At 44.3% G+C, this 22,647-nt stretch carries 17 protein-coding genes and 1 pseudogene; all 18 read right to left on the bottom strand.

The window, feature by feature from the left end:
* Nucleotides 1–559: 559 nt before the first annotated feature.
* Nucleotides 560–2,260 carry a radical SAM protein gene (locus tag OXN25_16140; GenBank protein ID MDE0426382.1) on the bottom strand — a complete coding sequence of 567 codons (1,701 nt, stop codon included), beginning with the start codon at nt 2,258–2,260 and terminating at the stop codon, nt 560–562.
* A 65-nt stretch (nt 2,261–2,325) separates the two neighbouring features.
* On the bottom strand, nt 2,326–4,263 hold the full coding sequence (locus OXN25_16135; protein ID MDE0426381.1) for a S8 family serine peptidase: 1,938 nt from the start codon (nt 4,261–4,263) through the stop codon (nt 2,326–2,328).
* Nucleotides 4,264–5,010: 747 nt separating this feature from the next.
* Nucleotides 5,011–5,781 (bottom strand): annotated as a pseudogene (locus OXN25_16130) (SDR family NAD(P)-dependent oxidoreductase).
* Nucleotides 5,782–5,847: 66 nt separating this feature from the next.
* A complete protein-coding gene (locus OXN25_16125; GenBank protein ID MDE0426380.1) occupies nt 5,848–6,840 on the bottom strand; it encodes a sigma-54 dependent transcriptional regulator in 993 nt (330 codons plus the stop codon).
* 411 nt (nt 6,841–7,251) lie between these two features.
* Nucleotides 7,252–8,424: a prepilin peptidase gene (locus OXN25_16120; protein ID MDE0426379.1), complete on the bottom strand. Its 1,173-nt coding sequence runs from the start codon at nt 8,422–8,424 to the stop codon at nt 7,252–7,254.
* A complete protein-coding gene (locus OXN25_16115) occupies nt 8,414–9,925 on the bottom strand; it encodes a phosphomannomutase/phosphoglucomutase (protein ID MDE0426378.1) in 1,512 nt (503 codons plus the stop codon). Before OXN25_16115 ends, OXN25_16120 begins: the two co-directional genes overlap by 11 nt.
* On the bottom strand, nt 9,922–10,620 hold the full coding sequence (locus OXN25_16110; protein ID MDE0426377.1) for a sugar phosphate nucleotidyltransferase: 699 nt from the start codon (nt 10,618–10,620) through the stop codon (nt 9,922–9,924). Before OXN25_16110 ends, OXN25_16115 begins: the two co-directional genes overlap by 4 nt.
* Nucleotides 10,621–10,632: 12 nt before the next feature.
* Nucleotides 10,633–11,550: a methyltransferase domain-containing protein gene (locus OXN25_16105; protein MDE0426376.1), complete on the bottom strand. Its 918-nt coding sequence runs from the start codon at nt 11,548–11,550 to the stop codon at nt 10,633–10,635.
* Nucleotides 11,551–11,827: 277 nt separating this feature from the next.
* Nucleotides 11,828–13,273, bottom strand: a complete 1,446-nt coding sequence (locus tag OXN25_16100; GenBank protein ID MDE0426375.1) for an ABC transporter permease — start codon at nt 13,271–13,273, stop codon at nt 11,828–11,830.
* An 11-nt stretch (nt 13,274–13,284) separates the two neighbouring features.
* Entirely contained in the window at nt 13,285–14,913 is a 1,629-nt protein-coding gene (locus tag OXN25_16095) for an Ig-like domain-containing protein (GenBank protein MDE0426374.1), read from the bottom strand.
* A gap of 30 nt (nt 14,914–14,943) precedes the next feature.
* A complete protein-coding gene (locus tag OXN25_16090; GenBank protein ID MDE0426373.1) occupies nt 14,944–16,626 on the bottom strand; it encodes a hypothetical protein in 1,683 nt (560 codons plus the stop codon).
* Nucleotides 16,627–16,859: 233 nt separating this feature from the next.
* On the bottom strand, nt 16,860–18,569 hold the full coding sequence (locus tag OXN25_16085) for a glycosyltransferase family 4 protein (GenBank protein MDE0426372.1): 1,710 nt from the start codon (nt 18,567–18,569) through the stop codon (nt 16,860–16,862).
* Between the two features lie 13 nt (nt 18,570–18,582).
* The gene (locus tag OXN25_16080; protein MDE0426371.1) at nt 18,583–19,341 is read right to left on the bottom strand and encodes a DUF1080 domain-containing protein; all 759 of its coding nucleotides are present in this window, start codon (nt 19,339–19,341) and stop codon (nt 18,583–18,585) included.
* Between the two features lie 113 nt (nt 19,342–19,454).
* The gene (locus OXN25_16075; GenBank protein ID MDE0426370.1) at nt 19,455–20,186 is read right to left on the bottom strand and encodes a DUF1080 domain-containing protein; all 732 of its coding nucleotides are present in this window, start codon (nt 20,184–20,186) and stop codon (nt 19,455–19,457) included.
* Between the two features lie 171 nt (nt 20,187–20,357).
* Nucleotides 20,358–21,071, bottom strand: a complete 714-nt coding sequence (locus OXN25_16070; protein MDE0426369.1) for a hypothetical protein — start codon at nt 21,069–21,071, stop codon at nt 20,358–20,360.
* Between the two features lie 240 nt (nt 21,072–21,311).
* The gene (locus OXN25_16065) at nt 21,312–21,521 is read right to left on the bottom strand and encodes a hypothetical protein (GenBank protein ID MDE0426368.1); all 210 of its coding nucleotides are present in this window, start codon (nt 21,519–21,521) and stop codon (nt 21,312–21,314) included.
* A 23-nt stretch (nt 21,522–21,544) separates the two neighbouring features.
* The gene (locus OXN25_16060; protein ID MDE0426367.1) at nt 21,545–21,751 is read right to left on the bottom strand and encodes a hypothetical protein; all 207 of its coding nucleotides are present in this window, start codon (nt 21,749–21,751) and stop codon (nt 21,545–21,547) included.
* Between the two features lie 628 nt (nt 21,752–22,379).
* On the bottom strand, nt 22,380–22,647 hold a 268-nt coding region (locus tag OXN25_16055), incomplete at its 5' end, for a hypothetical protein (protein ID MDE0426366.1).

The raw sequence follows: 22,647 nt of genomic DNA, 5'->3' as shown, positions 1-22,647 counted from the left end.
TATGGGGTCTGGGCAGCACTGACCTGCCCAGACAGATTTGAGGACGTAAGCCATACTATCCTGATATCCATTACGCTTAATTATTCACTGTATCGCCAACAGAACTCCCAGTACTAGCTCCTGCTGATCCGGAAGCATCATTGTTGTTGCAGGCACAGACACATTGGCAAGAGTATGACTTCAGGGTGTCCGTAGATGGCATAATGATATGAGCTATCCCTTTATACTCGGATTTGAGCTTTTTCGCTAACCGTTTCACTGTTTTCACCTCCTTTCTATGCTTGAAGAAAAACTTCCATGAAGAAAATTTCTATGCTTAACTGTTTTGTGAATCACCCACCGAATCAGATGCTGAATTTGCTGCACTCCCTGAAACATCACCGTTCGCACAAGTACACCCACACCAGCAAGTATATGATTTAATGGTATCAGCGCCTGAATGTATAATAACAGGCGATATCCCTTTATGCTCGGATTTGAGCTTTTTCGCTAACCGTTTCACTGTTTTCACCTCCTTTCTATAATAAATATGCCTAATTATTCGTTTGTCGACCTCCCCTCATATGAGAGTCACATTCTTGAGATAGTCAAAAGCATCGGGGTTCCCTTCTATGACAGTCATGATGTCAACAAGATCCTGGTGAAATCCCGATCGATGATTGTTACAGTTACTCATCTTGAGGGTGCCATCAAACTGTTCCCCTGCAGAGGCCTTGATAAAGCAGGTGCCACAATGTCGGGACGCATAACAGAAACGACAACCATCATGAGCATGGGAATAGTTTTCTATGTTTTCTATACCTTTGGCAGCATCCAAACCCCTTTCAAGATTCCCTAAGCGCAAGAGATCGAAAGATGTGCTGCTCTTTTCGCAAGTGAAGAAATCCCCTTCAGGTGTTAAAAACAGGGTTTTTAGACCTGGCACGCAGATCCCTCCTGGATGATACACTTCAGGAAACGGATTTGTTGGCTTCATTGAGGGAATCAGTTTTTCAAATCCATCTCCAAAAAGCCCTTGCATAAATCTGTGTTCCCGCTCGGGGCGATTATGTGCAACCTCTTTCTGAATCAGGGCATTGAAGTACTTCTCTTTGAGCTCTTTCCTCCCTTTATTCTCAAGTTCTTCCTCGGTGAAATTGTGAAAAAAGGTCGTGTCTTGAGTGTCAACGCTAGATGTTCGCATCGTCCGGACATCCGTCAAGGGTTCTGACGTGAAAAAATCATTGAGTTCCTCAAAATCGTAGGGCGGTGAGAGAACAATGCTAAATTTGACGTTGTTTCGATAGTAATCGGGGGACTTGTCACGTAACTTATTCAAGTTCTGCTTAATTTTATTAAAACTCCCTCTGTTCGCACCATTGACTCGATATCTATCATGTGTTTCTTTCGGACCGTCAAGGCTCACCATGATTTTGAAATCGTTGTCAATCCACATCTGACAGATGTCATCATTCATCAAGGTAGCATTCGTTGTCATGTGGTACTCAATAGGCTTTCGTCCGAAGATACCATTGGCATATTCAACACACTGTTTTATCAGAGATGCATTCAGTAGGGGCTCACCACCATAGAACGTAAGATTAACGTAATCGCACAGTTTTGAATGTTCCTTAAAAAAATCAATCCCGCGACGGGCGACATCAAACTCCATAAACGTTGAGTTATGCTCACGGTGAAATTCATATGTTCCTGAGAAACTACAATACGAACATCGCAGATTACACTGCTCCGTTACGCCAAGGCAAAGGGTCCGGACATCTTCATCATATAAAAGCCGAAGGGACTGTTCATCAAGCGGATACAGAATTTCACTTGGGTGATTGTTAGAGAACAATCGCTCGTCTCTGTTTGCCATTTCAATCGTTTCATAAGCCTCAGCAATTTCCTCAGGGGTGTGCTGAACACCATACTTCGGAACCATCTCTCTAACGGAAAGGACACCGAAGTCATCAATGATGTCATAAACGGCAGGTGTCACCTGGATAATTCGATCCGTGTTGACATCATAAACGTAACTCTGTTTTTCTGTCTCGAACTTGTGGACGAAGGGGCGGCGTAGATCTCGTTCCTTTTCACCCAGTTCGCCAGAGAACCCCTTAGAAGTTTTCTTTTGAATAACAGGCGAACCACAACCCCCTGATGAACACGAAGAGCATCCTGAATCCTGCGAATTAGAAACCTGAATTTGCTCTAGAGAAATTAACTCTCTGTCATCTTCGTGTGGTAAAGTTTTCTGATATTGGTCGTCGAGTAACTTCATACGCAATCTAGTACCCTCCTTATGTTTTATCTTCTAACAAACTCATCCAGATTTTATGAGTTTCGTTAATCTACCGAAAAAATATCAATCACGTGTTGAGCGAGTTGCTCCTGTTGTTCATGGATGTCAGGACAAAAAACAGGGACTCCAAACAGGTCTTCATAACGGGTGCTTAAACGGGATATTTCGTCCGGACGGAGTCTGCGTCCCCACCGCTGTTTATATGAATATGCATCTTTATGGACTAATTTATCCGCAAACGTTAAAGCAACAACCTTCCCTCCGCTAATAGTTTCTAATGTCGTCAAACTACGTTGAATATAATCCTCATCACCAATTGTGTTGATTGTTAAAATTATCGCATCGGGGTTGGAAGCCATTAAAAACGCCAACGCTGGTAATGTGTAATCGTCAGGAAAATCTGGGGTATTCGTGTTATATAATTTTGGAGGGATAATACCCCCTTGACTACAAGCGATAATAAGATGTGGTCTCCGTTGGAATGCTGCTGCCATTGCCACTTTCAAGTAAGCGACCTGGTCGCCCAAAGAAATGTACTGCGGGATTCTTTTATCTTGTACAACACAGATACCGTTTTCCAAAAGTGCATGAATCGGATTTGTACCGACACTTCCTATTTCATACCCCTCTTTGTCCAGCACTCTTTTCAAGGCGAGTTGGGTTGCCAGCTTACCTTGGTTGTATGAGGTCCCGAAGATGCCAAGGACAGGGGCATCAATATCTTGTTCTAATTCCTGCGTGTTAGAACTCCAGACAGCAGATAGGAAATTTGACGGACTATACCAGATCAAGTTCTTCTTACGAGCCGTCGCATAAATATTCCGGTAAACATGGGATTCAGCAGGACTAAAACTAAAGACATTCTTATCATTTTCAACTGCCCACGTCAGAATCCTGAACAACACATCTTCGTGTAAACCCTTTGAAAGGGCATCGTTGTTGCCAACAATCAGTGTATCTACGCCAGACGGAATATCATTTAACTCCGGAAGCACCGGTATATTGAGCGGTCCAGAGCTGTACACCATACCCGCATCTTTCCCATGAGCAGATGAATGTAGTGGATCTACAACACCATCGACTTGAAATTTAAATGCATCAGTGAAGGAAAGTATCGGGTGAGTCTCCCTGTTATGAGGATATATAACAACTCGTTTCATCCATGAAAACTCTTGTGTTTGCACATCAAAAATATCGTCACGCAAGCCTACGGAGAGGTTTGCAGGTAAAGATCTCCAAAGTGGAAGGCGCGTTTGCTGATCAGCAAGTTTATCTTTCACACCAGCAATATCTATCCCTGGCAGTTCTTCCAATAATGCAGCGATGACTGCACTCATTCTCGCTGTCGCTGAACTTGTTCCAGAGGAGAGTGAAACGTAGGTTTCCCTTTCAGTTTGAGCATTTACAATTTCTAATGCTAAATCGTCTCGCCCCGCAGCGACGAATTCGGCGATTCGCGTAGGAAAATAGCCAAATTCGTACTCTTTATATCGATTGTCCTTACCTACTCCGATTGTTTCAGGACAGACGCTTGGATAACTAATCAACCCTCCAATATGAGTTGCCGCAACAAGTATGATACCATTTTCGGTTGCCCGAATGCACTCAGCTTGCAATCTTGAAGCCCATGTCTCACCGGTGGTACCCAAACTGATATTCACAACATTGATATCGTTATTAATACACCATTTAATCGCAGCAACCAACGCAGCCGGATGTCCTGTTCCATTCTCATCAAGGATCTTGACACTATAGATCTCGGAATCAGGCACCCGATAACTAATCAATCCAGCACAGACCTGACCGTGAGACCAAAGGGTTTCAGGAAGGTAATCGTTTTCGTTATAAACGGCATCTCCATGGGCATCAAAACCTATTCCTACACCCCCAGCTACATTTGATACATATGGGTGCTCAGGTGATACGCCGCTATCTACAATCGCTATCTTCACGCCTTTTCCAGTCCCTTGAACGTATTTCAATGCCCATGCTCCTGTCTACTATTTTTCTTTATCGGCAACTAAAAAACAACCTAACCCGATATTTTTAAAAGAATCTGTCATCGTCTGCTATGAATATTCAAATGTATCCTACAAGTTGGAGTCTGTTATGCCAGCGAAAGGTAGACACAACACTATCTTGATAGGTGTTATTTCCTCGTAGGGACGAGGTCTCCTCGCCTGATACCAAAACAGACACTATCACCTTAGATGTGACAGACTACCAGTTTCGTCAATTGTAAGCCGTATTTGGCTTATACGGAGGCGTTTCGACAGTGGAACTCTTTACCACAATGGACAACTCGCGAAGAGCAGTCCATCCCCATACAAAAACATCAGAACGGTGATAACCTACGAGCATTATCGAAACTCTATGTGGAAAACTGTACACCTAATATATCACAAAGGTAATAGGGCAAGTTTCGTGCCAATACTTTTATTTATATGCAATATTCGTGTTAAGACTACTGAAATCGCGCGATTATTTTTCACTATGATGTGCTTAAAACACAGGTATAGCCACGGTTCATCAAAGGGACCGAGGTGCTTACCTTTTCAAAAAACTGTGTGTTGAAAAAGTTTATTCTCCTCGTCAAAACTGAATTTAACCCTATTTTGAACTACGGCATTTTGACGCACTACGGCATTTTGCCGTAGTAAACACAAAAATAGTAATTCTATAATTAGAACTACGCTGGGGAGCAAAACCCTACTAAGAGGAGAAAGAGTCTAAATATTCGAGTGCGATTGGCACCCATCCACGTTCACACAGGCACCCGTTACAAGACGCGCCCGTTCCGATGACAGAAAGACGACGCCATTCGCAACTTCTTCGGGTTTTCCAAATCTACCGAGGGGCATATCGCTTTTCAAAAAGGCATCCAGCATTTCTGGATCGGCTGCGATCCGGCGTGCTCAACCGCCACCGGGAAAGAGAATCGAACCCGAGGCAACGCTACTCACGCGGATATTGTCGGGTGCGAGTTCTCTTGCTAACGACTTTGTCATGCTAATCTCGGCGGCTTTCGCGGCGTTGTACGTAATGTGTCCACCGCCTTCCCTGCCGTAGATGGAGGTAATCATCAGAATTGCGCCACCGCCTTGTTTTTTCATTTCAGGGATGACGCGTCGGTTCACGCGTGCTGCAGAAACCAGATTCAGATTGAGAATCTCGTGCCACTCGGTATCGGAAATATCTTCGAGAGGGGTCCATCGACTCCCACCGACATTGTTCACAACGACATCAATCTTGCCGTAAGTTTCCACCGTCTCGGATATAAACGCCTCAACTTGACCTGTATCTGTGACATCTGTAGGTTTGGCAAAGACTTGCGCACCTTTTGCCGTGAGTTCTTCTGTTACGCTTTGGAGTGTATCTTCGGTTCTGCCACAAATGCTCAGGCGTGCGCCTTCATCAGCGAATCCGTGTGCAATCGCACGTCCGATTCCGCGGCTCGCACCCGTTACAACAACGACTTTATCTTTTAATCCTAAGTTCATTCAAGTTCCCCTTAGTCTTTCTATAATATCAAATGCTATAGCTATAGCACTCCGAAATCACACATCTTAAGCGTCATATTTTTTCAATTTTCTTTGCAAAGTCCGTTTATCAATCCCTAATACCCTCGCTGTTTTTGTCCGATTTCCGTCAAACCGCACCAAAGTTTCACGGATAAACGTTGCTTCCATCGCCTCAAGCGTCGTGCCGAGCGGGACACTCACGCTTTGCTCGTTTTCAGGCGTAGCAATCTCTGGGGAGATATTCATAGATTGCTTTTGGTACGTCTGAATTTTTTGGGGTAGGTGCTTTGGTAAGAGAACCCCTCCTTTGATAAGGTAAGATGCGCTTTCAATAACGTTCTCCAACTCTCGCACATTCCCGGGCCATGGATACGTTTCAAGAAGAGTTCGCGTATCTGGAGAAATTTGTAAGACCGGAAGACTGGAAAATTGACGGTGTTTTTCAAGAAAATGCAACACCAACAGGCAGATATCCTTTTTTCTCTCCGATAGCGTCGGCAGAGATACAGAGGCAACATTCAATCGATAATAGAGGTCTTCACGAAACATTCCATCTTTAACGGCTTGCACAATATCTCTATTAGTAGCTGCCACAATCCGAACATCCACCCTAATTGGTTTTTTACCGCCAATGCGTTCAATCTCACCTTCTTCAATTGCGCGTAGTAACTTCGGTTGCATGGGAAGCGGCATCTCGGTGATTTCATCAAGGAACAACGTCCCTTTGTCTGCCCTCTCAAACTTACCGATATGCCTTCTACTCGCGCTTGTAAACGCCCCTTTTTCATGTCCAAACAACTCACTCTCAAATAAATTCTCAGGTATCGATGCACAATTGATAGAGACCATTTCTCCGTTTCGACCACTGTTTTTGTGCAGGGCACGCGCGACCACCCCTTTGCCAGTTCCCGTTTCACCAGAGATTAGAATCTTCAAGGCCGTAGCCGCAATATTATCAATTTGTTGTAGGATATTCAAAATCTGGGAACTTTCCCCGACGATTTCACTGTAATCCCCGCGCAAGCTATCTCTTGCCATTGTAACTTGAGACCCTCCTTTTCTATAATTGTAAACACACCGTTCCTTCGTTACAGGATTTTTCTTTTTTTATTCGACTGTTCATTTTCGCAATAAGTAGTTTTGGACATGCAATACCCTTTTATAATTAAAGACACCGTTTTTTGGATGAAAAGGTGCATGACTTTCCAGAACATACTACCTCTAAATTTTTTATCAAACTCACGCCATTTATATAGTCGTAATTTTGGAGGCGGAAACGTGCATAATCGTAAAAAAAGAGGCGAGTGTTAGGAGGAGGGTATGCACATAAATCGGGGTGGTCACTATGTCCCACCCCGATTTATTGTTAGTATAGGGTAATATGTTTATCGTAGATTTTAGCGTTACTTATACACGCGAAACAGCCCAGGTGCCTAAACCTGCCATTTTTTATCCAATCAAAAACGACCTGATCCTCTCCAGAACCTGATGAATTGCCGCGCTTTGAAAAAACGAATAAGCCATTCCATTTGCTAATAGGGTCGCTACCGCCCCCAAAACAATCATTAAAGCAAAGGGTATTTTTTTCTGAATGCACAATTTATTTTCGTATTCTTTCAAATTACCTGCTGCAGCAAGTTGGTGCAGCTGCTCAATTTGCGGCGACGTTAACCCCTCAGACGAGACATCCACAATGACATTATCTTGTGCAGGGTTTGCAAAACCGGCAGGAACTTTCACGTATCTATCATTCACGTTCTGCGCTTCAATTTTAACGATTCGTTCCGCGGGAATCATGTTCGGGTGAAGGTTTCCGACAGGAATATCTTCTGTAAAAAGGGAACGAATGACGGCGTTAAACATGATAAGAAACCACGGAACCACAAAGATAAAGACGATAAAAGTGCCAAGTTGAATCAGCGAAGGGATCGCCAAAAAGAGTGCTAAAGGGAGAAAGGGGACGTAAAATAGGATTACGTATTTCTGTGGGATGTACTTTTCAACCACTTTATTGAAAGCGAAAGCAATTGCTATAAACAGTGAAATTCGAATCGCCAAGTCTAATTCTATCTCCATGCGCGAAGGGATATAAAACGCTAATCCACCTACCCCAATATACGCAAGTACTTGTAGAAGCCGTCTCGGAAATTGTTTTAGTTGTGATGTGAAACTCCTAACAACCAGTACCTTTTGCTCCTGAAAGGTCATTTTAAAAGCGGATTGTGCTACGATATAAAACAGAAAAATGAGAAAAATATTCACCATCAAAATCATGGGATAAAATTGTGTCTCTGAGGTGTTGCTAAAAGCACTCGGTGGCAGCAATAAACTGATGCCCCAAAAGAGTTTTGCATCCCCGGCTGCCCATATTCCCGTGTAAAACATTACAAAGGAGATCCCTAATCCCCCAAAAAGGGTAACACAACTGTGTATCCAGGTGATGTTTCCCTCACTTATGAATAGGGCTTGACTGATAATGCCAAAGCCGATCAAGAATGCAGTATAAATGTTAGCGATTTTTCCGTAGCGGAAATCGGTATAACTGGTATAAAGCCCACAACTTAGAACCGCCAAGAAAACCATTCTTTCGTGTGTCAGTAATTCAAAAACGCTAAAATTCATTAGATGTGTTCCAATCTAAATCAGGAGGTTCCCTATTTTCCCAACGAAACGCAGTTTCTCGCCTGCCACCGAGGTTTTCCAGCACTTCACTGAGCCGTTCCGTTTTCTCGACAAGAAGAGGAAGGTCACTAATCGCCTCAAGATTGAGCCGCAAAAGTGGTTCGGTGTTCGACGCTCGGAGATTGAACCGCCAACTGCCGGGTACCAAAGGATAGAAACCAGTGCCGCTCTTGTGATTCGCGGGAAATCGAACGGATATGCCATCAATAGGGGCTTCAATCTGGAAAGAGTTTCCTAACCGGTGCAATATGTGTCTGACCGCATTCATAGCATCGTACAGCAGACCATGACTTTCAAACGCAAAGTTGATTTCACCGGAGACCGGATATTTCGTTCGGAGCGGATTAACAAGTTCCGCGAGTGAACTTCTTTTTTCACAGAGGTTTTCCAGCACAAGCAAAAAGGGGATCATGCCGTTATCGGCATAGAAATTGTCGCGGAAATAGTAATGTCCACTCGCCTCACCTGCGAAAAGGGCATCGGTTTCCCGCATACGGATTTTAAAAAAAGAGTGTCCACACCGATTCAGAAGTGGTGTGCCGTTAGCCTTTTTCACGGCGGCTTCTACTGCCCATATCGCTCTCGGATCAAAGATAACTGTCCCACTTCCTTTTTTTCCAAGAAGTAACTCGGCAAGCATCGCGCTGATGTAGCATCCTTCAACGAACGCGCCGGTTTCGTCAAAGAAAAAACATCTATCTGCGTCCGCGTCCCATGCGACTGCAAGATCTGCCCCTGTTTGTTGGACTGCCTTTACGGTTAAACCGCGATTTTCAGGACGCAGCGGGTCAGGACGGCCCGCAGGAATCTGTGAGAAAGTGCCATTTGGCTCGATAAAAAGACGGGCGCAGACCTGAATGGGTGTTTCGGCTAACAAGCGTTCGGCAACCCGTCCAGCAAGTCCACCGTTGGCATTGATGACTATTTGTTTTTCAGACAGCTGCTTCAGATTCACAAACGATCGGAGATGTACGAGATAGGCATCAAGAAACGGAAGCGTCCGAAGGGCACCGCGTTTACAAGGGCTCTGTTTCTCGAATCGGTTTCCGTTCTCAATGGCATCTCGTAATTTCAAAAGCCCTGTATCTGACGAGAGTGGTATCGCGTGTTGACGGACCAGTTTCATGCCGTTATACGCTGCTGGGTTATGAGACGCTGATATGACAATGCCTCCATCTGTCTGGTAGTGCGCCACGGCGAAATAAAGCATATCGGTCGAAATTTGCCCGAGGTTGAGGACATCAACACCTGCATCTTGGAGGCCATCGGCAATCTGCTGCCATAGCTGCGGCGAACTTTCGCGGACATCGTGTCCGACAGCGACAGTTTCCGGTTGAAAGCAGCCAGCATAAGTTCGGGCAATGCGGTAAAAGTCTTTCGGTTGAAAGTCAACGCCAAAAATGCCGCGAATATCATACGCTCGGAAGATGTCAGGATTCATTGACTGGCTCCGTTTCGGAAGTGTTGTCTCGCATACGCCAGTCGTTCGGGCACCCCGATATCAATCCAACTTGTTTTGGTTTTTAAAGTGTAAAGATTGGAAACAGACGGAAAAACGTCCCGCTCAATTGAGAAAACCTCTTGGTGTTTAGGGAATGCCCCAATAATCTTTCGATTGAAGAGATACACGCCACCATTAATGTATCCGGGGCGGCATACAGCCTGTTTCTCGCGGAAGGCAGTGATTTTCCCATCGGTGTCCGATAGAATTTCACCATATTGACGAATATCGTCAACGCGCACACTCAGGAGCAAACCTGTCATTTCTTTCTGAAATCTGTCTAACATTTCTTGTAGTGAGAAGTCGTTTAGGAGGACATCACCGTTCAGAACGAAGAAAGGAGATGTATTGATATATTGCATAGCGTTCTGAATCGCGCCGCCGGTGCCGAGCCTTTTCTCTTCTCTGGCGTAACGAATGCGGACACCATCGTAGTCGTCACCGACGCTCACATAAAGCGCATCGTGCAAGTGTCCTGATGCAAGGATGACCTCTTGGACGTTCACGTCCTTTAGCATCTGAATCTGCCACGCCAACACCGTTTGACCAGCGATGTCAAGTAAGATTTTAGGTATAGTTTTCGCGGTTTCGCCCAACCGCGTGGCGAGTCCCCCGCAGAGGATAATCGCTTGCATCCTTTTTCTCCTTTATGGCTTGATGCTTAACGCGAAGGTATCCGTAAAGGGTTCCGTCTGACGTTGAAATTCTTTCGTTTCAAAGTCAACGACTCGAAGTCCAACTTTTTTGTATAACGCTAAGACTTCATCGGGACTCTGAAAATCGTAGAGGTGCATGAGAATCGGTAAATTTATTGGAAGCGCAGTTATGGCGTAGCCACCCGATTTCAAAACGCGCATCGTTTCCGTCAAGCCTACTTCTGGATCTGGGATATGTTCAAGCACTTCGACTGCAATAACCAAATCAAAGGTATCGTCAGAATACGGTAACGTCCGAACATCCCCTACTGACAGTTCGCATCTTTCAAGAACCTTTTTCTTCTTTAAGAGTCTTTCGGCGTGCTGAAGGCAGTGGCCGCTAATATCAACACCATAGCCTGTCCAGAGTTCTTTCTGTTGTAGGATTAGGGCACTCAGAACACCAGGACCGAAACCGAGATCGCAAAAGCGTCCTGTATCTGACAACTGTCCCAAGTGCTTACCGATAAACGTCTTTCGTTCCAAAGCGGGTGGCAGAAAGATATAATTCAGGTGCTCACTGATGGGATAATACTTCGTTTCATACAGCTTCGTTTTTACGGTTTCAAAATCCCTATCTTCTGTCAGCTGATTCGGCATTTCAAGAGAAAAAAGTTGTTGCATATTTACATCGGCACAATAGAGAATGTCGCTGACGATTTCATCTGTGTTTTCCCAACTTGTCTGAGGTTGCTGAACGAGTGTTTCTGTCTGATTCAGAATAGAAGATAACAGATACTGGATGGAGTGCTGAAAGTTTGTCCGATGGTATTCAACGGCATGAGGGTATAAATCTTTCTGTGTTTGTAGCAGTTTTTCAAATGTTGTTTCAAATTCACGGTATTCCATAATCATTTTCGCTTTCTGCATTGCGCTGGGTTTATCTAATTTCTTAGAGGCCATTAACGTGGGTTGGATAAAAGCTTCTGTAGCGTAAACTGTCAGTTTGCGCACGCGATAGAAACCAAATGAAATTTAAGAAAATAAATCGGTAATGTCCGGTGCGGTTAGGAAACCGCATCTACCGGGCCTGAGTGAATTCGGATTACCGAATTAATAAATTAATCTTCATACAGTTTGTGCTACAACTTACTGTCGAAATGTCTAAGTCGAACTGGTGCTACTTACTGATTTTTCAGGCGGATTGTCAGATATCCGAGCGAAAGAATTTCAGAAACGCTACGGTTGTCAGCACGACTGCGAAAAAGCAGAGCAGTAGTACATCCACCGCCGACCGACGAAGTGTCTCTCCTAAAGTTGTCTCCTCCAAAGGGGGAGGCTGCGTAATTGTGACCACATCGTCAGGTGTCATAGTTCTCATGGAGACGTGATCTACGATTTTACTAAACAGATCCGCATAAAGCGCGTCATAATAACGCTTGCCTGTTTGAAGGTAATCGCTTCTTTTCTGTTTTCCTGTCTCGGTCAAACTTGTGGCAAGATAAATGAGGGAGGCTGTCGGTGTGATACGAGAAAGCACCTCGCCTACCTGCTCTTGTCGCGCTTTTTCGCGCTGATAGTTCCGATCTATCTCAGCAGCGTGAGACTCAATTTTCTGCCGGTATTCCGCCTCAAGTGGTTTCACGCGCTCATCAACCTCTTTTCCAATCTCCATTCCCATGGCTACAAGTGTCTGCTGTGTTTCCTCGGGATCAGTGATATTTTGCTGACGCGCTGCCCAGAGTTCTTTGTGTATTTCAGCTTTTTTCCTTTCCAGCTCCGCGTTGAAATTGTCGCGGGAGGCTGTCTTTTCCAGATAGACGCTCTGTGAAGTCGGGGTTGGTGCGATAAATTTCGCTGCAAGAAACCCAACGCGTGGCGCAATCAGCACGGCAAACACCCATACGGTAAAAGCGACGATGAGAGCAGTTTTGGAGTTGTCTAAGTAGGTGGAGATCACTACGCCGATCGCAAAAAAGACAGCAATATAGAGCAGCGAGCCCAACAGAAGGCTGAGGACGCGTGGAAAAATGTCAGATTCGCCCAAGGGGAATCCTTGTGAGACCAGTAAGAGCAAACCAACAAGAAACGACACCAAAAATGGGATGACAAACACAAGGTAACCGCCAATCAACTTGCTCCAGAGGAAAAGGTCGCGCGGCAGTGCATTTGATAACGTAATTCGGAGCGTTCCTGCCTCTCTTTCCCCAACAACAGCATCAAACGTAAACAGCAGTGCCAGCAGACTGAAGACAGTGCCCACAACAAACAGAAAGTCAAGGTGTCCCAGAAGGTAGGAGAGCGGCTCGGAAACCAAGGCAGGCGGTCCCTGGGTAATCCCGTTGCGCGTCATCCCAAGATAACTCGGCAGGATGTCCCCCAACCCGTTGGCAAAAACGCTCATCGGTGTCGGTTTGAGAAAAAGTTTGGAAACCTCCAGCTCGGGTTCCAAGGGCATTTTGGGATTGATTGTAGTCTCTTCAATGTTTGCAAGTTTGACGGCTTCTTGGTAGTCTACAAGATTTTGATGGTAATTCCCATAATTGATAGACAGAGTGAGGGGTATAAGCAGAAGACACATCAAAAGGAGGGCAGCAAACCGGACGCTTAGAATGTGATGTAGGATCTCTTTTTGAATTAACGTTAGCAACATTTAGCACATTCCTAAGGAAGTTTCCTCTTGAATTTTGATTTGTATGTCGCTGCTTGGTCGGACAGCTCTACAGTTTTGTAAGGACGTTCTTTAATCCATGGCAAAGGAGACCAAGTTTTTGTGAAATCGACTTCAGCGAAATCAGATGCATCAATAATTTTAATGAACATCCGATCGGTTCCGGCGAATAAAGGACCCTCGTTAATTTGATAACCTAACCGGATCCAATGATTGTTCAAGTAAGCTTCAACTTGACTATGCCCGACGATCGCCACTTCGTGAGATGTCGATGGCTTTTCATAAGCAAAGTTACCTGTCACAGTTTCGTTATTTAGGTTTTTCATCAGGTTTTTCCATTCGCCGATGCCTTTGTAGTAGTATAACATGGGCACTCCCATCGTTACGCGAGCCGGAATACCAGCGGCTCTCAGCATTGAGGCAAAGAGGCGTGCCCGAGAAATACAGCCTCCATGGCACCTTTGCTTGAACATTGAATCGCCAAAGTAATTTACAGCCAACGCATCGTTGATTTCGCTTTGAGTCACCTCTCGGTCAATGCTTTCAAAGAATGATCGATCCACGACGACCTCTCCGTGCTGCTTATAGGTGTAGATAAAAGGAGGATAGAGTGGTAAGGTTAATTTCATTTTCCCGATTTCATGTTGCAATTTCGTAAGGACATCCAGCGTATGCGTTGAACCGGAAAGAATTCTCTGAATTTCTGCCTGCATTTCTGTGGAGTAATTCAGATCGGTAGCTGGCTGGATATATTTCTCAAACGCTTCTGGTGTGCGTTGACTGGGATATGCGGACGGAAGCAGCACCGGAGAAGCATAGGGATAAATAATAACCTCTACTTTACTATAAGTGCTATTCCCTACTGTGTGCCCTACAAGTCGCGCATCTTGGAAAAGGTCATTCATCGACTCAAGGTTCCAAGGTTGTTTCAACTCAAGCACTGCCCTGATGCTATAGGTGTATTCTCTTCTCTCATTCCATTCAGCGTCAGGTATACCGTCCTCATCACTATCGGGTGAGGTTGGATCTGTCCTATATTTGCAGTATTCTTCATAGTCTGTCAATCCATCTGCATCAGTATCAGAAGTTGTGGAAAGCGTACCAAGCTCAGCTTCAAGTCCATCGTCCAACCCATCTTTATCCGTGTCCCGAAGCGATCCTAAATTAAATTCCCCAATGTGACTTTGCATTGTGTCCGACGGAGCAGTCATAAACGTCAAGATATATTCCTCAAGCGGTTTTCCCCACCGGCCCTTCATCAAGTTTTCACCTCCGGTTGTGCTGTTTAGGCTGCTGTTTAAGACGATGCTATAAAACGCCCCCGGTTTCAAAGGTTCTGCGAGTGGAAATGCTAAAGTTGTTCGACGGTCGTCGATCCATTTCGATTGGCCTCTTAGGCGCATTCCTCGAAAGAGGATATTCTTTTCTTGGGTCATGGGTTGACTGAATACGAACCGAATTTCTTGCGTATCAATCGAAACATTCATCGCCGACATTGCGGGCGTTGTTTCAATAACCTTAGGGGCCGGCAAGAGACGTTTTACCAGAGATGGCAATAGTGCCACGCAAAAAATTAGAATAAAAGCGCTGAGTAATAGACGTTCAATTTTTATTTTCGGCATTTTTTCTTCCGTGTTTGTCTGAATCAGTCTTTAAGGCAGCAGTGTAGAAAGCACTCTATCTGCTTTTTCTGCATCTTGGAGTAGATACTGCAAAACCATTCGGACCTCCTCAGGTGTGTGGTCAGACAAAAGTGTTTGCGCCAAGCCTTCCTCAACGCGATGCTTAAAAAAACCATCCAACTGCGTCGCACCTGTCCTCATGGTATTCTGCCCTTTGTCATAGTAGGACGCGCAAGCCACATCGGGATATTTAGGTGTTGTGTTTCCCGCTTTTTTCATGTTAAGTTCAGTAAACAATACCACAAAGCGTTGCGCGATTTTATCCCAAGAGTAGTTCTCAGCGATTTGTCTCGCTTTGGTTGATAGAGTTTCTCGCAGCTCTGGGTTGCCAAGGAGTGCGTTTATCTGTTCCGAGACAGTAGCAGTTGGAATCATAAACTTCCCTGTGGTCTCATCTCGCGTGAGCGGCACTGAGAGGGTAGCTGCTGTTAATTCTTCAGTGAGTGCTGTTGAGGTGAGGGCAAGTCCTGGCACGCCGCACGCAAATGTCTCAAGTACCATAGAGAACGGCGTACCGATAACCGTAGGAAAGATGATACACTCACAAGCACTATAAATCCACGGGAGCGCGACGGTATCCTCGGGTTGTTCAAGGTTGATATAAAAGACATTCCGGTGTTGTTGGTGACGATCTTGCGCGAGAACCGGATCAAGGACGATAAAAACAGTATCCCTGTGAAGGGCTGCCAACTTCGCTATCATGCCAACACTATTTTGGGGATGAAGACCATTCAATACTCCAACAAGTGGCGTGTCCAAGATGCTTTTTTCGCCGACAATTGAAGCCACTGCTTCTCTCGCTTGCTGAGGGTTTTGAGGAGAATATAGGTCTGTATCAACACCGTTAGGGATGATATCCAATCCTTCTCTTTGAGATGAATCGTACCGCAAATTGTCAGTTTGCGCGCACTCAAGCCACCCTAATTCGTCTGTTATCCAAGGTGTATCTGGGCAAACGCAGTCAAAGTTGCGCCCAAGAACCTGATGGCTTAGCAATTTGTTAATTGTGGCTTCGCGTAACCCTCTATCACTATAGATACGAGAAACTACAGGGATGGTATTGTGTCGAAAGTAGTTCAACTCTTCATAAGGATGGGGCGAAAGCGCGAGGATACCGTCACAGCTATCAACCACGAATCGATTGGCAGCATACCTTGGGGTATCAGTCGACTCAAAGATATCCGACGCGAACTGAATGCCGAGTGCCATCAGTTGCTCTCGCTGCTCCTTAGTAGTGTCGTCATTATCAATTTCCACGAACACCTCGGCATATTTTGCAAGTGCTGTCAGCAAATTATAAATGCCGACGTTTGTGGTGGGACTCAAGAATCCCCTATACTTCATGAAGCCGTAAGGGACAAATATCCGTAATTTTCCTTGGGCTGTTGATCTTAAATTCTGTTCGGGTTCAAACAGAAATGTTTCTATATCACTGCTTAACTCTTTCAAGGTTTCAAGAATCTGACCTTCTGAATACTTGTGCCCAAGTTTTTTGAGGATACCGGCGTTATCGTACGTACTGCACAACGCCAGAATATCGGCGGTGATGTCATCAATTTGAAGCACATCCCCTGTCTGGAGATTCGCAACGTACCAGACCCCATCTTTTTCAAAGGTGTGTATTTGTTGAAGTGTCCTTGGAAATCTAATCATCTAATATTCTCAATCTTCCTTGTAGCACAAACTGTATGAAGACTAATAAAATACTTCAATAATTAACGGGCAATGAATTGCCCTACTACAAACGAGCGAGTTCGTAGTAGGGCGATTTATCGCACGTTCAAAAATTAACGAATTAAATTTTTAAACTTCATTCAGTTTGTGCCGCGTTATCCGGCAAACTAACATTCTACGGTACAAAGACTTGTTATTGAACTCACGCTATATTACGCCAATGCGTTAAGGAAATTTTGAACCCTCTCAACAGTTTTGGCAGCTTCGGAAGCATCATCGAATATGTGCGTTAAGACCGCCTCAACCTGCCTCGGTGTATGTTGTTTCAACAAGATTAGTGCCAGCCCTTCTTCCATGGTTTGAACATATCCGCTTTTTTGCTGAAGGGGTGACTCCAGAAAAGAGGTCAAATTGAGAAGCAGAGCGCGGTTTTCAATTTGGTGCTGAAAAGCGTCAAAATGCGGGACAAAGGCGACAGAGAGATCGGGTGGGGTTCTTTGATTGTGCCTGATTTGATTCAATTCTTGAAAGAGTTCAACGAGTCTCTCCGCATTCTTATCCCACGTAAAAGTCACCGCACGACCGCGTGCTTGCTGTCCAAGTTCGCGCCGGACACCATCATCGAGGAGCGAAACAATACCTTTAGAGAGTTCAGTAGGCGAAACATAAGCAGCAAAACCTGCCATGTCTACTGGAAACTCTTCTGCAGGCACGATAACCCCAGCGTCGCCAACCACATCAGGTAGGCCATCAAATCTTGGCACAACAGGCGGCACACCGCATGCCATCGCTTCCAAGAGTGTTAGTCCAAATGTCTCCTCTGCTGCCATTGAGGGAAAACAGTAGATATCAAAGGCGTTGTAGAGGGTCGGCAGCTGCTTTCGAGGTAAAAAACCGACATAGATTAAGTTATCGGGTAATTTCTCATAAGTGGGACGGAGTAAAAATTTCCCGCCTACTAAGAAAAGGAGCTCGGGATGCATTTCAGCGAGTTGAATGAAGATGTGCGCGCCTTTCTCGGGCTGAAAACGCGAGAGAAATCCGACGGTTAGTTTTTCTTCAATCCGACTGTCTTGCACAATCTCAGCGATAGCCGCTTTCGCCTCGGACTTATCAAGAGGTTTAAAGGTCTTTGAATCCACACCGTTTGGATTTGTGTGAAAATGGTGCGTATCACCCACAAATTTCGAGTAGAATTTGGCAACAGAATCGGACGGTGATGTAAAGGCATCATAAGGACGCATTAAAGCATGGTGTAACAAGGTAGTGTTAATCGCTTGACCGGCATGTCCTCTGGGGGCATGATTCTGAACGACTATTGGCAAATTGACTTCTCGGAAGAACGGAAAGAGTTCGTAGCTGCCGTAACTTTGATAAGCCAAGATACCGTTCACTCCAAATTGGCTTAATTTTTGGTTAAATCTCCTTGGCGATTCCTTCAGTTCCGCTACAGATAACTTTACTGTGTAGATACCTCGTGTGATTTTCTCCTCAGTTTCCCCAGACAGATAGATATCAGCAAATTTCGAGAGACTCTGAGCCGTATGATATAGAGCAACGTTCGTTCCGGCCGAAATAGATTCCGGGTCTGAAAACCACTCATCCTTACCTTGAGGCACGTAAATCTTTAACCGATCGCTTCTGGAATCTGGTAGAGGAACCCATGAAGGAGAATAAAAAATTAGACCGGTGTCTTGAAAATCTCCCAATAATTCAAGGGTTTCAAGCACCAATTCCCTCGGATAGATTTGGCTCAGGTACACAATTAATTTCTCGGTTTCCAGCGTTGTGGACAATTCCACAGCGTCCCAGGCAATCTGATTGACTTCAACCAGTCTGAATACATCCAGATCGGCAATGTACAGACTATCGTCGTGCTTAAATTTATGGAGATGGTGTATCTGGGTTGGAAACCTCAACATGGTATCCCTCACTCTATTTTTTTTTAAAGTGCTTTAATCGCCCCCATGTCGTCGCGAGTTTTACCCGAGGCGTTACAGATAATGCTCTCTTATCTGGGATATCGTCGCCAGTAATGATGACATCATCAAAGCGTGCTGTATAATTCGCTAGTCCTAAGCCAATACTGCCTGTTAGAAAGCCGCTGAGTTTACCTGCCTTTCCTACAATTGCAGTTTTTTGATTTTCATGTATCTCTAAAGTAAAGTCATCCCCGGTTTGCACAATCTGCCTACTGTTTATCCAGAAAGTGAAGGCTTCACCGTGAACCTTCAATTTCAGCGTAGACCAGTCGCCCATCTTTAAAAGCGGATGAGGTGAAAAGTACAAGAGCTCCGAGTATTTTCCGTGAAAATTGCCAGTGGTACGGCAGATTACGTTTGATTTTATACCGAAAGGCAGGTCACCAACCTCACAAAATACCAACTGGGGTCCTTTAATCCGGGCAGCAATCACAAGACTTCCAATCCCATGTTTTTCGAGTGGCTTAACATCAAATTCAATGGTGTAATCGTGCCACATTTCATCGCCCGTTGTGAGTAAACGTATGAAACTTTCAAGACTCATGGCATGAAGTTCGCTATCAACAATTTCCCAAGAACCCGAGGGTATATCATTCTGAAACATCTCTCGCCAATTATCCAAATCCCTGTCATCAAAAGTTTCCACAAATGTACCCGCTAAAGCGAAAGTAGGTGGAAGAAAAAGCATTAATACAACAATTACAAATTTCATCAGGTGCCTCCTGTGGTTTTGGGAATATGTCCAGAACAATACACTTTCTTGTTCGGTCTGTATTTATGGAGCATATAGATTCTTTCAACATGGATATTCCTAAATCCCTTTCTCTAAAACCATTTCAAACTTGCCCACATTGTCGCGAGTTGTCCTTCAGGTGATACTGACAATCCACCCTTATTTGGGATACTCTTGCCGGTGATGATAATGTTATCAAAGTCTGCTGTATAATTCGTAAGTCCGATACCAGCACCTCCTATAAGAAGGCTAGGGAATTCTGGATCAATTCTCTGAACTACCTGAAGTTCTGGAATTTCTAAGGGACCCAAAATTTGCTTCCCATTAATCCAGAAGATAAGAGTATTTCCTTGAACCTGCAATTTCAAAGTGGACCATTTATTGAGTCTTAAAAACGGGCTGAGTTTGGCACCAAGCGACAAAGTTTTATCATTATGCAAATTACCTCCGAAACAGATCGCTCTGGATTTAGGTTCAAGAACCGGCATATCTCCAATCACACACACTATTGCCGAGGTCCCCCTGATTCTCGCTGCAATTGCAATATTTCCAGGACCATGTTTTTTTTGGGGCTTGACCTCAACGGCAATCTCGTAATCTCGCCATGTTTTATCACCCACGCTCAGTAAACGCGTGTTCCCTCCATGGCTTATTCCCTGAAGTTTGCCGTCAACAATCTCCCATGAACCGGGAGCCCCGTCTTGCAGGATAATTTCTCGCCACTCCTTCAGATTAGTGTCCTCAAAGGTCTCCAGAAATTGTCCTGCCAAGGCAAGAAAACTGAGGAAAAACAGAAAACTACCAATAATTATTGATTTCATCATGAGGCTCCTTTAAGGTAAGTTAGTATAACCTAAGCTGCCACGCTTTTATAAACATTAGCACTCCGTTCGAGTGCGGAGAATTATTTTTTTCTTGAAAACCGTACGTTCATAAGTTAATGGCTTGTTGGATAGCAAATTGGATTAATCATCTTCCTTCAAAAACCAATTGCTCTAAAACCTTTTCAACCTTCCCCACGTTGTTGTAAGTTTCGCTTGAGGTTGGACAAATAACCCGTTTTTGTGGGTGATAGTTATATTATCGAATCTTGCCGTATAACCCGCGATCCCCAAACCGCCTTTGCCTATAAGCAATCCTGGCAAATCAACCATGGATTCCAAAACTGGCTTACCGTTAATCCAAAAACTCAAGTTATTGGTATGAATGCCCAACTTCAACGTAGACCATTTATTTAATTTCAAAAGCGGATGAACTTTAGATTTGAAAATTCTACTTTTCTTTCCCTCGTGAAAATTGCCGCCCCAACAACTCACCAATGACTCAGGTTCAGGTGGAGGTACGCCATCTTCTTCCACAATTGTGGGAGTGTCGCCAACGAAACACCAGATTGCTGATGTTCCCTTAACCCGCGCGGCAATCGCTATATTTCCGGGTCCATGTTTTTTCAGCGGCTTAACATCAATTTCAATGTCGTAATCTTGCCATATTTCATTACCTATTATGAGCAAGCGTGTTATAGCCATGGGAGCGATTCCCTGAAGTTCTCCATTAATAATTTCCCATGAAACCGCTCCAATATCAAGATTAAGCCAAATGAGTTCTTGCCACTCCTCTAAATTAGTGTTCTCAAAGGTCTCCAAAAATTGCCCTGCTAAGGCAGAGAAACTAAAGAAAAACAAGGAACTAACGATAATTATTAATTTCACTGTAATGCTCCTGTGTATAAATTACTGCGCAGCATTCGTTTTTTTGCGATTGCCAATAATTGAGTCATTTTGTCTATTGTTCCATCCAGTTTCAAATTGAAGGTAATCTCGGTTCGCAGCAAGGCAATCTATTCCTTGTTACTGACATGTGATAAATCGCACGTCCAAAAGTCAATAACTGGCAATGAATTGCCCTACTACAAACTGAGTTTACTCTTAAATTTTAAACTTGATGCAATACTATATTGCGTGGATAGTTATGATCCTAACAATATTTCCATTTTCATCTCTGACAGCCTCGCTGCTCAACTGGCTCAGTGCAAGGGCCCCTATGAAGCCCCCAATTGCAGCAGCGTTTTTGATACCTACACTTCCGGTCTCGGAGTGAATGAAGTCAGCAATCGTCTTTTTGCCAACTTCTTTGATCCGGTTACGTTTTGGTCCTTTCATTTTACTTATCTCCTTATGTTAAATTAGATTGCGACGATTACCTCAGTACCTACCCAAGTCCCATTGTCAAAATGAGCATTGGTATTGGATTGGCTCAATGTGAGGGCACCAGCGAATGCCCCAATTGTAGCAGCGTTCTTGACACCGACGCTTCCGGTTTCGGAACGGATGAAGTCAGCAACTGTCTTTTTTCCGACTTCCTTAATTCGGGTGATTTCAAGTTCCTTCACGAGTTTTCCTCCTTTATATCGAATTTTCAAATTTGACAGATCCCCACGCAAGGCACCGTAAATGTCTCACTGATGTGCGTGTTAAGGCTTCATAATTCATCACTGTCGAGTCATGCCTCCCGTGGGTTCGTTAATCGTAAACCGTATTTGACTTATACGGAGGCGTTTCGACAGTGGAACTCTCCACCACAATAAACAACTTGAGAAGGGCTGTCCATCCACACAAAAACATCAGAACGGTGATAACCTGTGAGTGTTATCAAAGCCCTATGTGGAAAACTGTACACCTAATATATCACAAAGGTAATAGAGCAAGTTTCGTGCCAATTCTTTTATTGAGATGCAATATTCGTGTTAAAACTGTTGAAATCGCGCGAATATTTCTTCGCTATGATGTGCTTAAAACACAGGTATAGCCACGGTTTATCAAAGGGGCTGAGGTACTTACCTTTTCAAAAAACTGTGTGTTGAAAAAGTTTGTTCTCTTCCTCAAAACTGAATTTACCCCTATTTTAAACTACGGCATTTTGACGCACTACGGCATTTTGCCATACCTAAACTACGGCATTTTGCCGTAGTAAACACAAACATAGTAATTTTAAGTTGGTACTACGCTGGGCGCAAAACCCTAAAAACCTTTCAAATTTCCCCATGTTGTCGCAAGTTTCGCCTCGGGTACTACCGATAATCTACCTTTGTCAGGGATACTATCGCCAATAATTGTAATATTATCGAATCTTGCCGTATAATTTGCCAGACCAAAGCCCACGCCCCCTGCTAAACGAGGCAACGACGGAGACTCTAAGACTTTTCTTCCATTAATCGAAAAAATCATGTTAGCCTGATATTTATCAAATCTCCCAAGGAGTAAGTAATCATCAATAGATCGTAGGTAT

Source organism: Candidatus Poribacteria bacterium (genome assembly GCA_028820845.1).
Taxonomy (GTDB): Bacteria; Poribacteria; WGA-4E; order WGA-4E; family WGA-3G; genus WGA-3G.
Note: the sequence above shows the minus strand (reverse complement) of the source record. Positions and strands in the feature narration are given on the sequence as shown.

Bases quoted from the DNA above. Each gene is read 5' to 3' on its own strand.
- OXN25_16140 (MDE0426382.1), bottom strand. From the start codon at position 2,260: ATGAAGTTACTCGACGACCAATATCAGAAAACTTTACCACACGAAGAT.
- OXN25_16125 (MDE0426380.1), bottom strand. From the start codon at position 6,840: ATGGCAAGAGATAGCTTGCGCGGGGATTACAGTGAAATCGTCGGGGAA.
- OXN25_16120 (MDE0426379.1), bottom strand. From the start codon at position 8,424: ATGAATTTTAGCGTTTTTGAATTACTGACACACGAAAGAATGGTTTTC.
- OXN25_16115 (MDE0426378.1), bottom strand. From the start codon at position 9,925: ATGAATCCTGACATCTTCCGAGCGTATGATATTCGCGGCATTTTTGGC.
- OXN25_16110 (MDE0426377.1), bottom strand. From the start codon at position 10,620: ATGCAAGCGATTATCCTCTGCGGGGGACTCGCCACGCGGTTGGGCGAA.
- OXN25_16105 (MDE0426376.1), bottom strand. From the start codon at position 11,550: ATGCAGAAAGCGAAAATGATTATGGAATACCGTGAATTTGAAACAACA.
- OXN25_16100 (MDE0426375.1), bottom strand. From the start codon at position 13,273: ATGTTGCTAACGTTAATTCAAAAAGAGATCCTACATCACATTCTAAGC.
- OXN25_16095 (MDE0426374.1), bottom strand. From the start codon at position 14,913: ATGCCGAAAATAAAAATTGAACGTCTATTACTCAGCGCTTTTATTCTA.
- OXN25_16090 (MDE0426373.1), bottom strand. From the start codon at position 16,626: ATGATTAGATTTCCAAGGACACTTCAACAAATACACACCTTTGAAAAA.
- OXN25_16085 (MDE0426372.1), bottom strand. From the start codon at position 18,569: ATGTTGAGGTTTCCAACCCAGATACACCATCTCCATAAATTTAAGCAC.
- OXN25_16080 (MDE0426371.1), bottom strand. From the start codon at position 19,341: ATGAAATTTGTAATTGTTGTATTAATGCTTTTTCTTCCACCTACTTTC.
- OXN25_16075 (MDE0426370.1), bottom strand. From the start codon at position 20,186: ATGATGAAATCAATAATTATTGGTAGTTTTCTGTTTTTCCTCAGTTTT.
- OXN25_16065 (MDE0426368.1), bottom strand. From the start codon at position 21,521: ATGAAAGGACCAAAACGTAACCGGATCAAAGAAGTTGGCAAAAAGACG.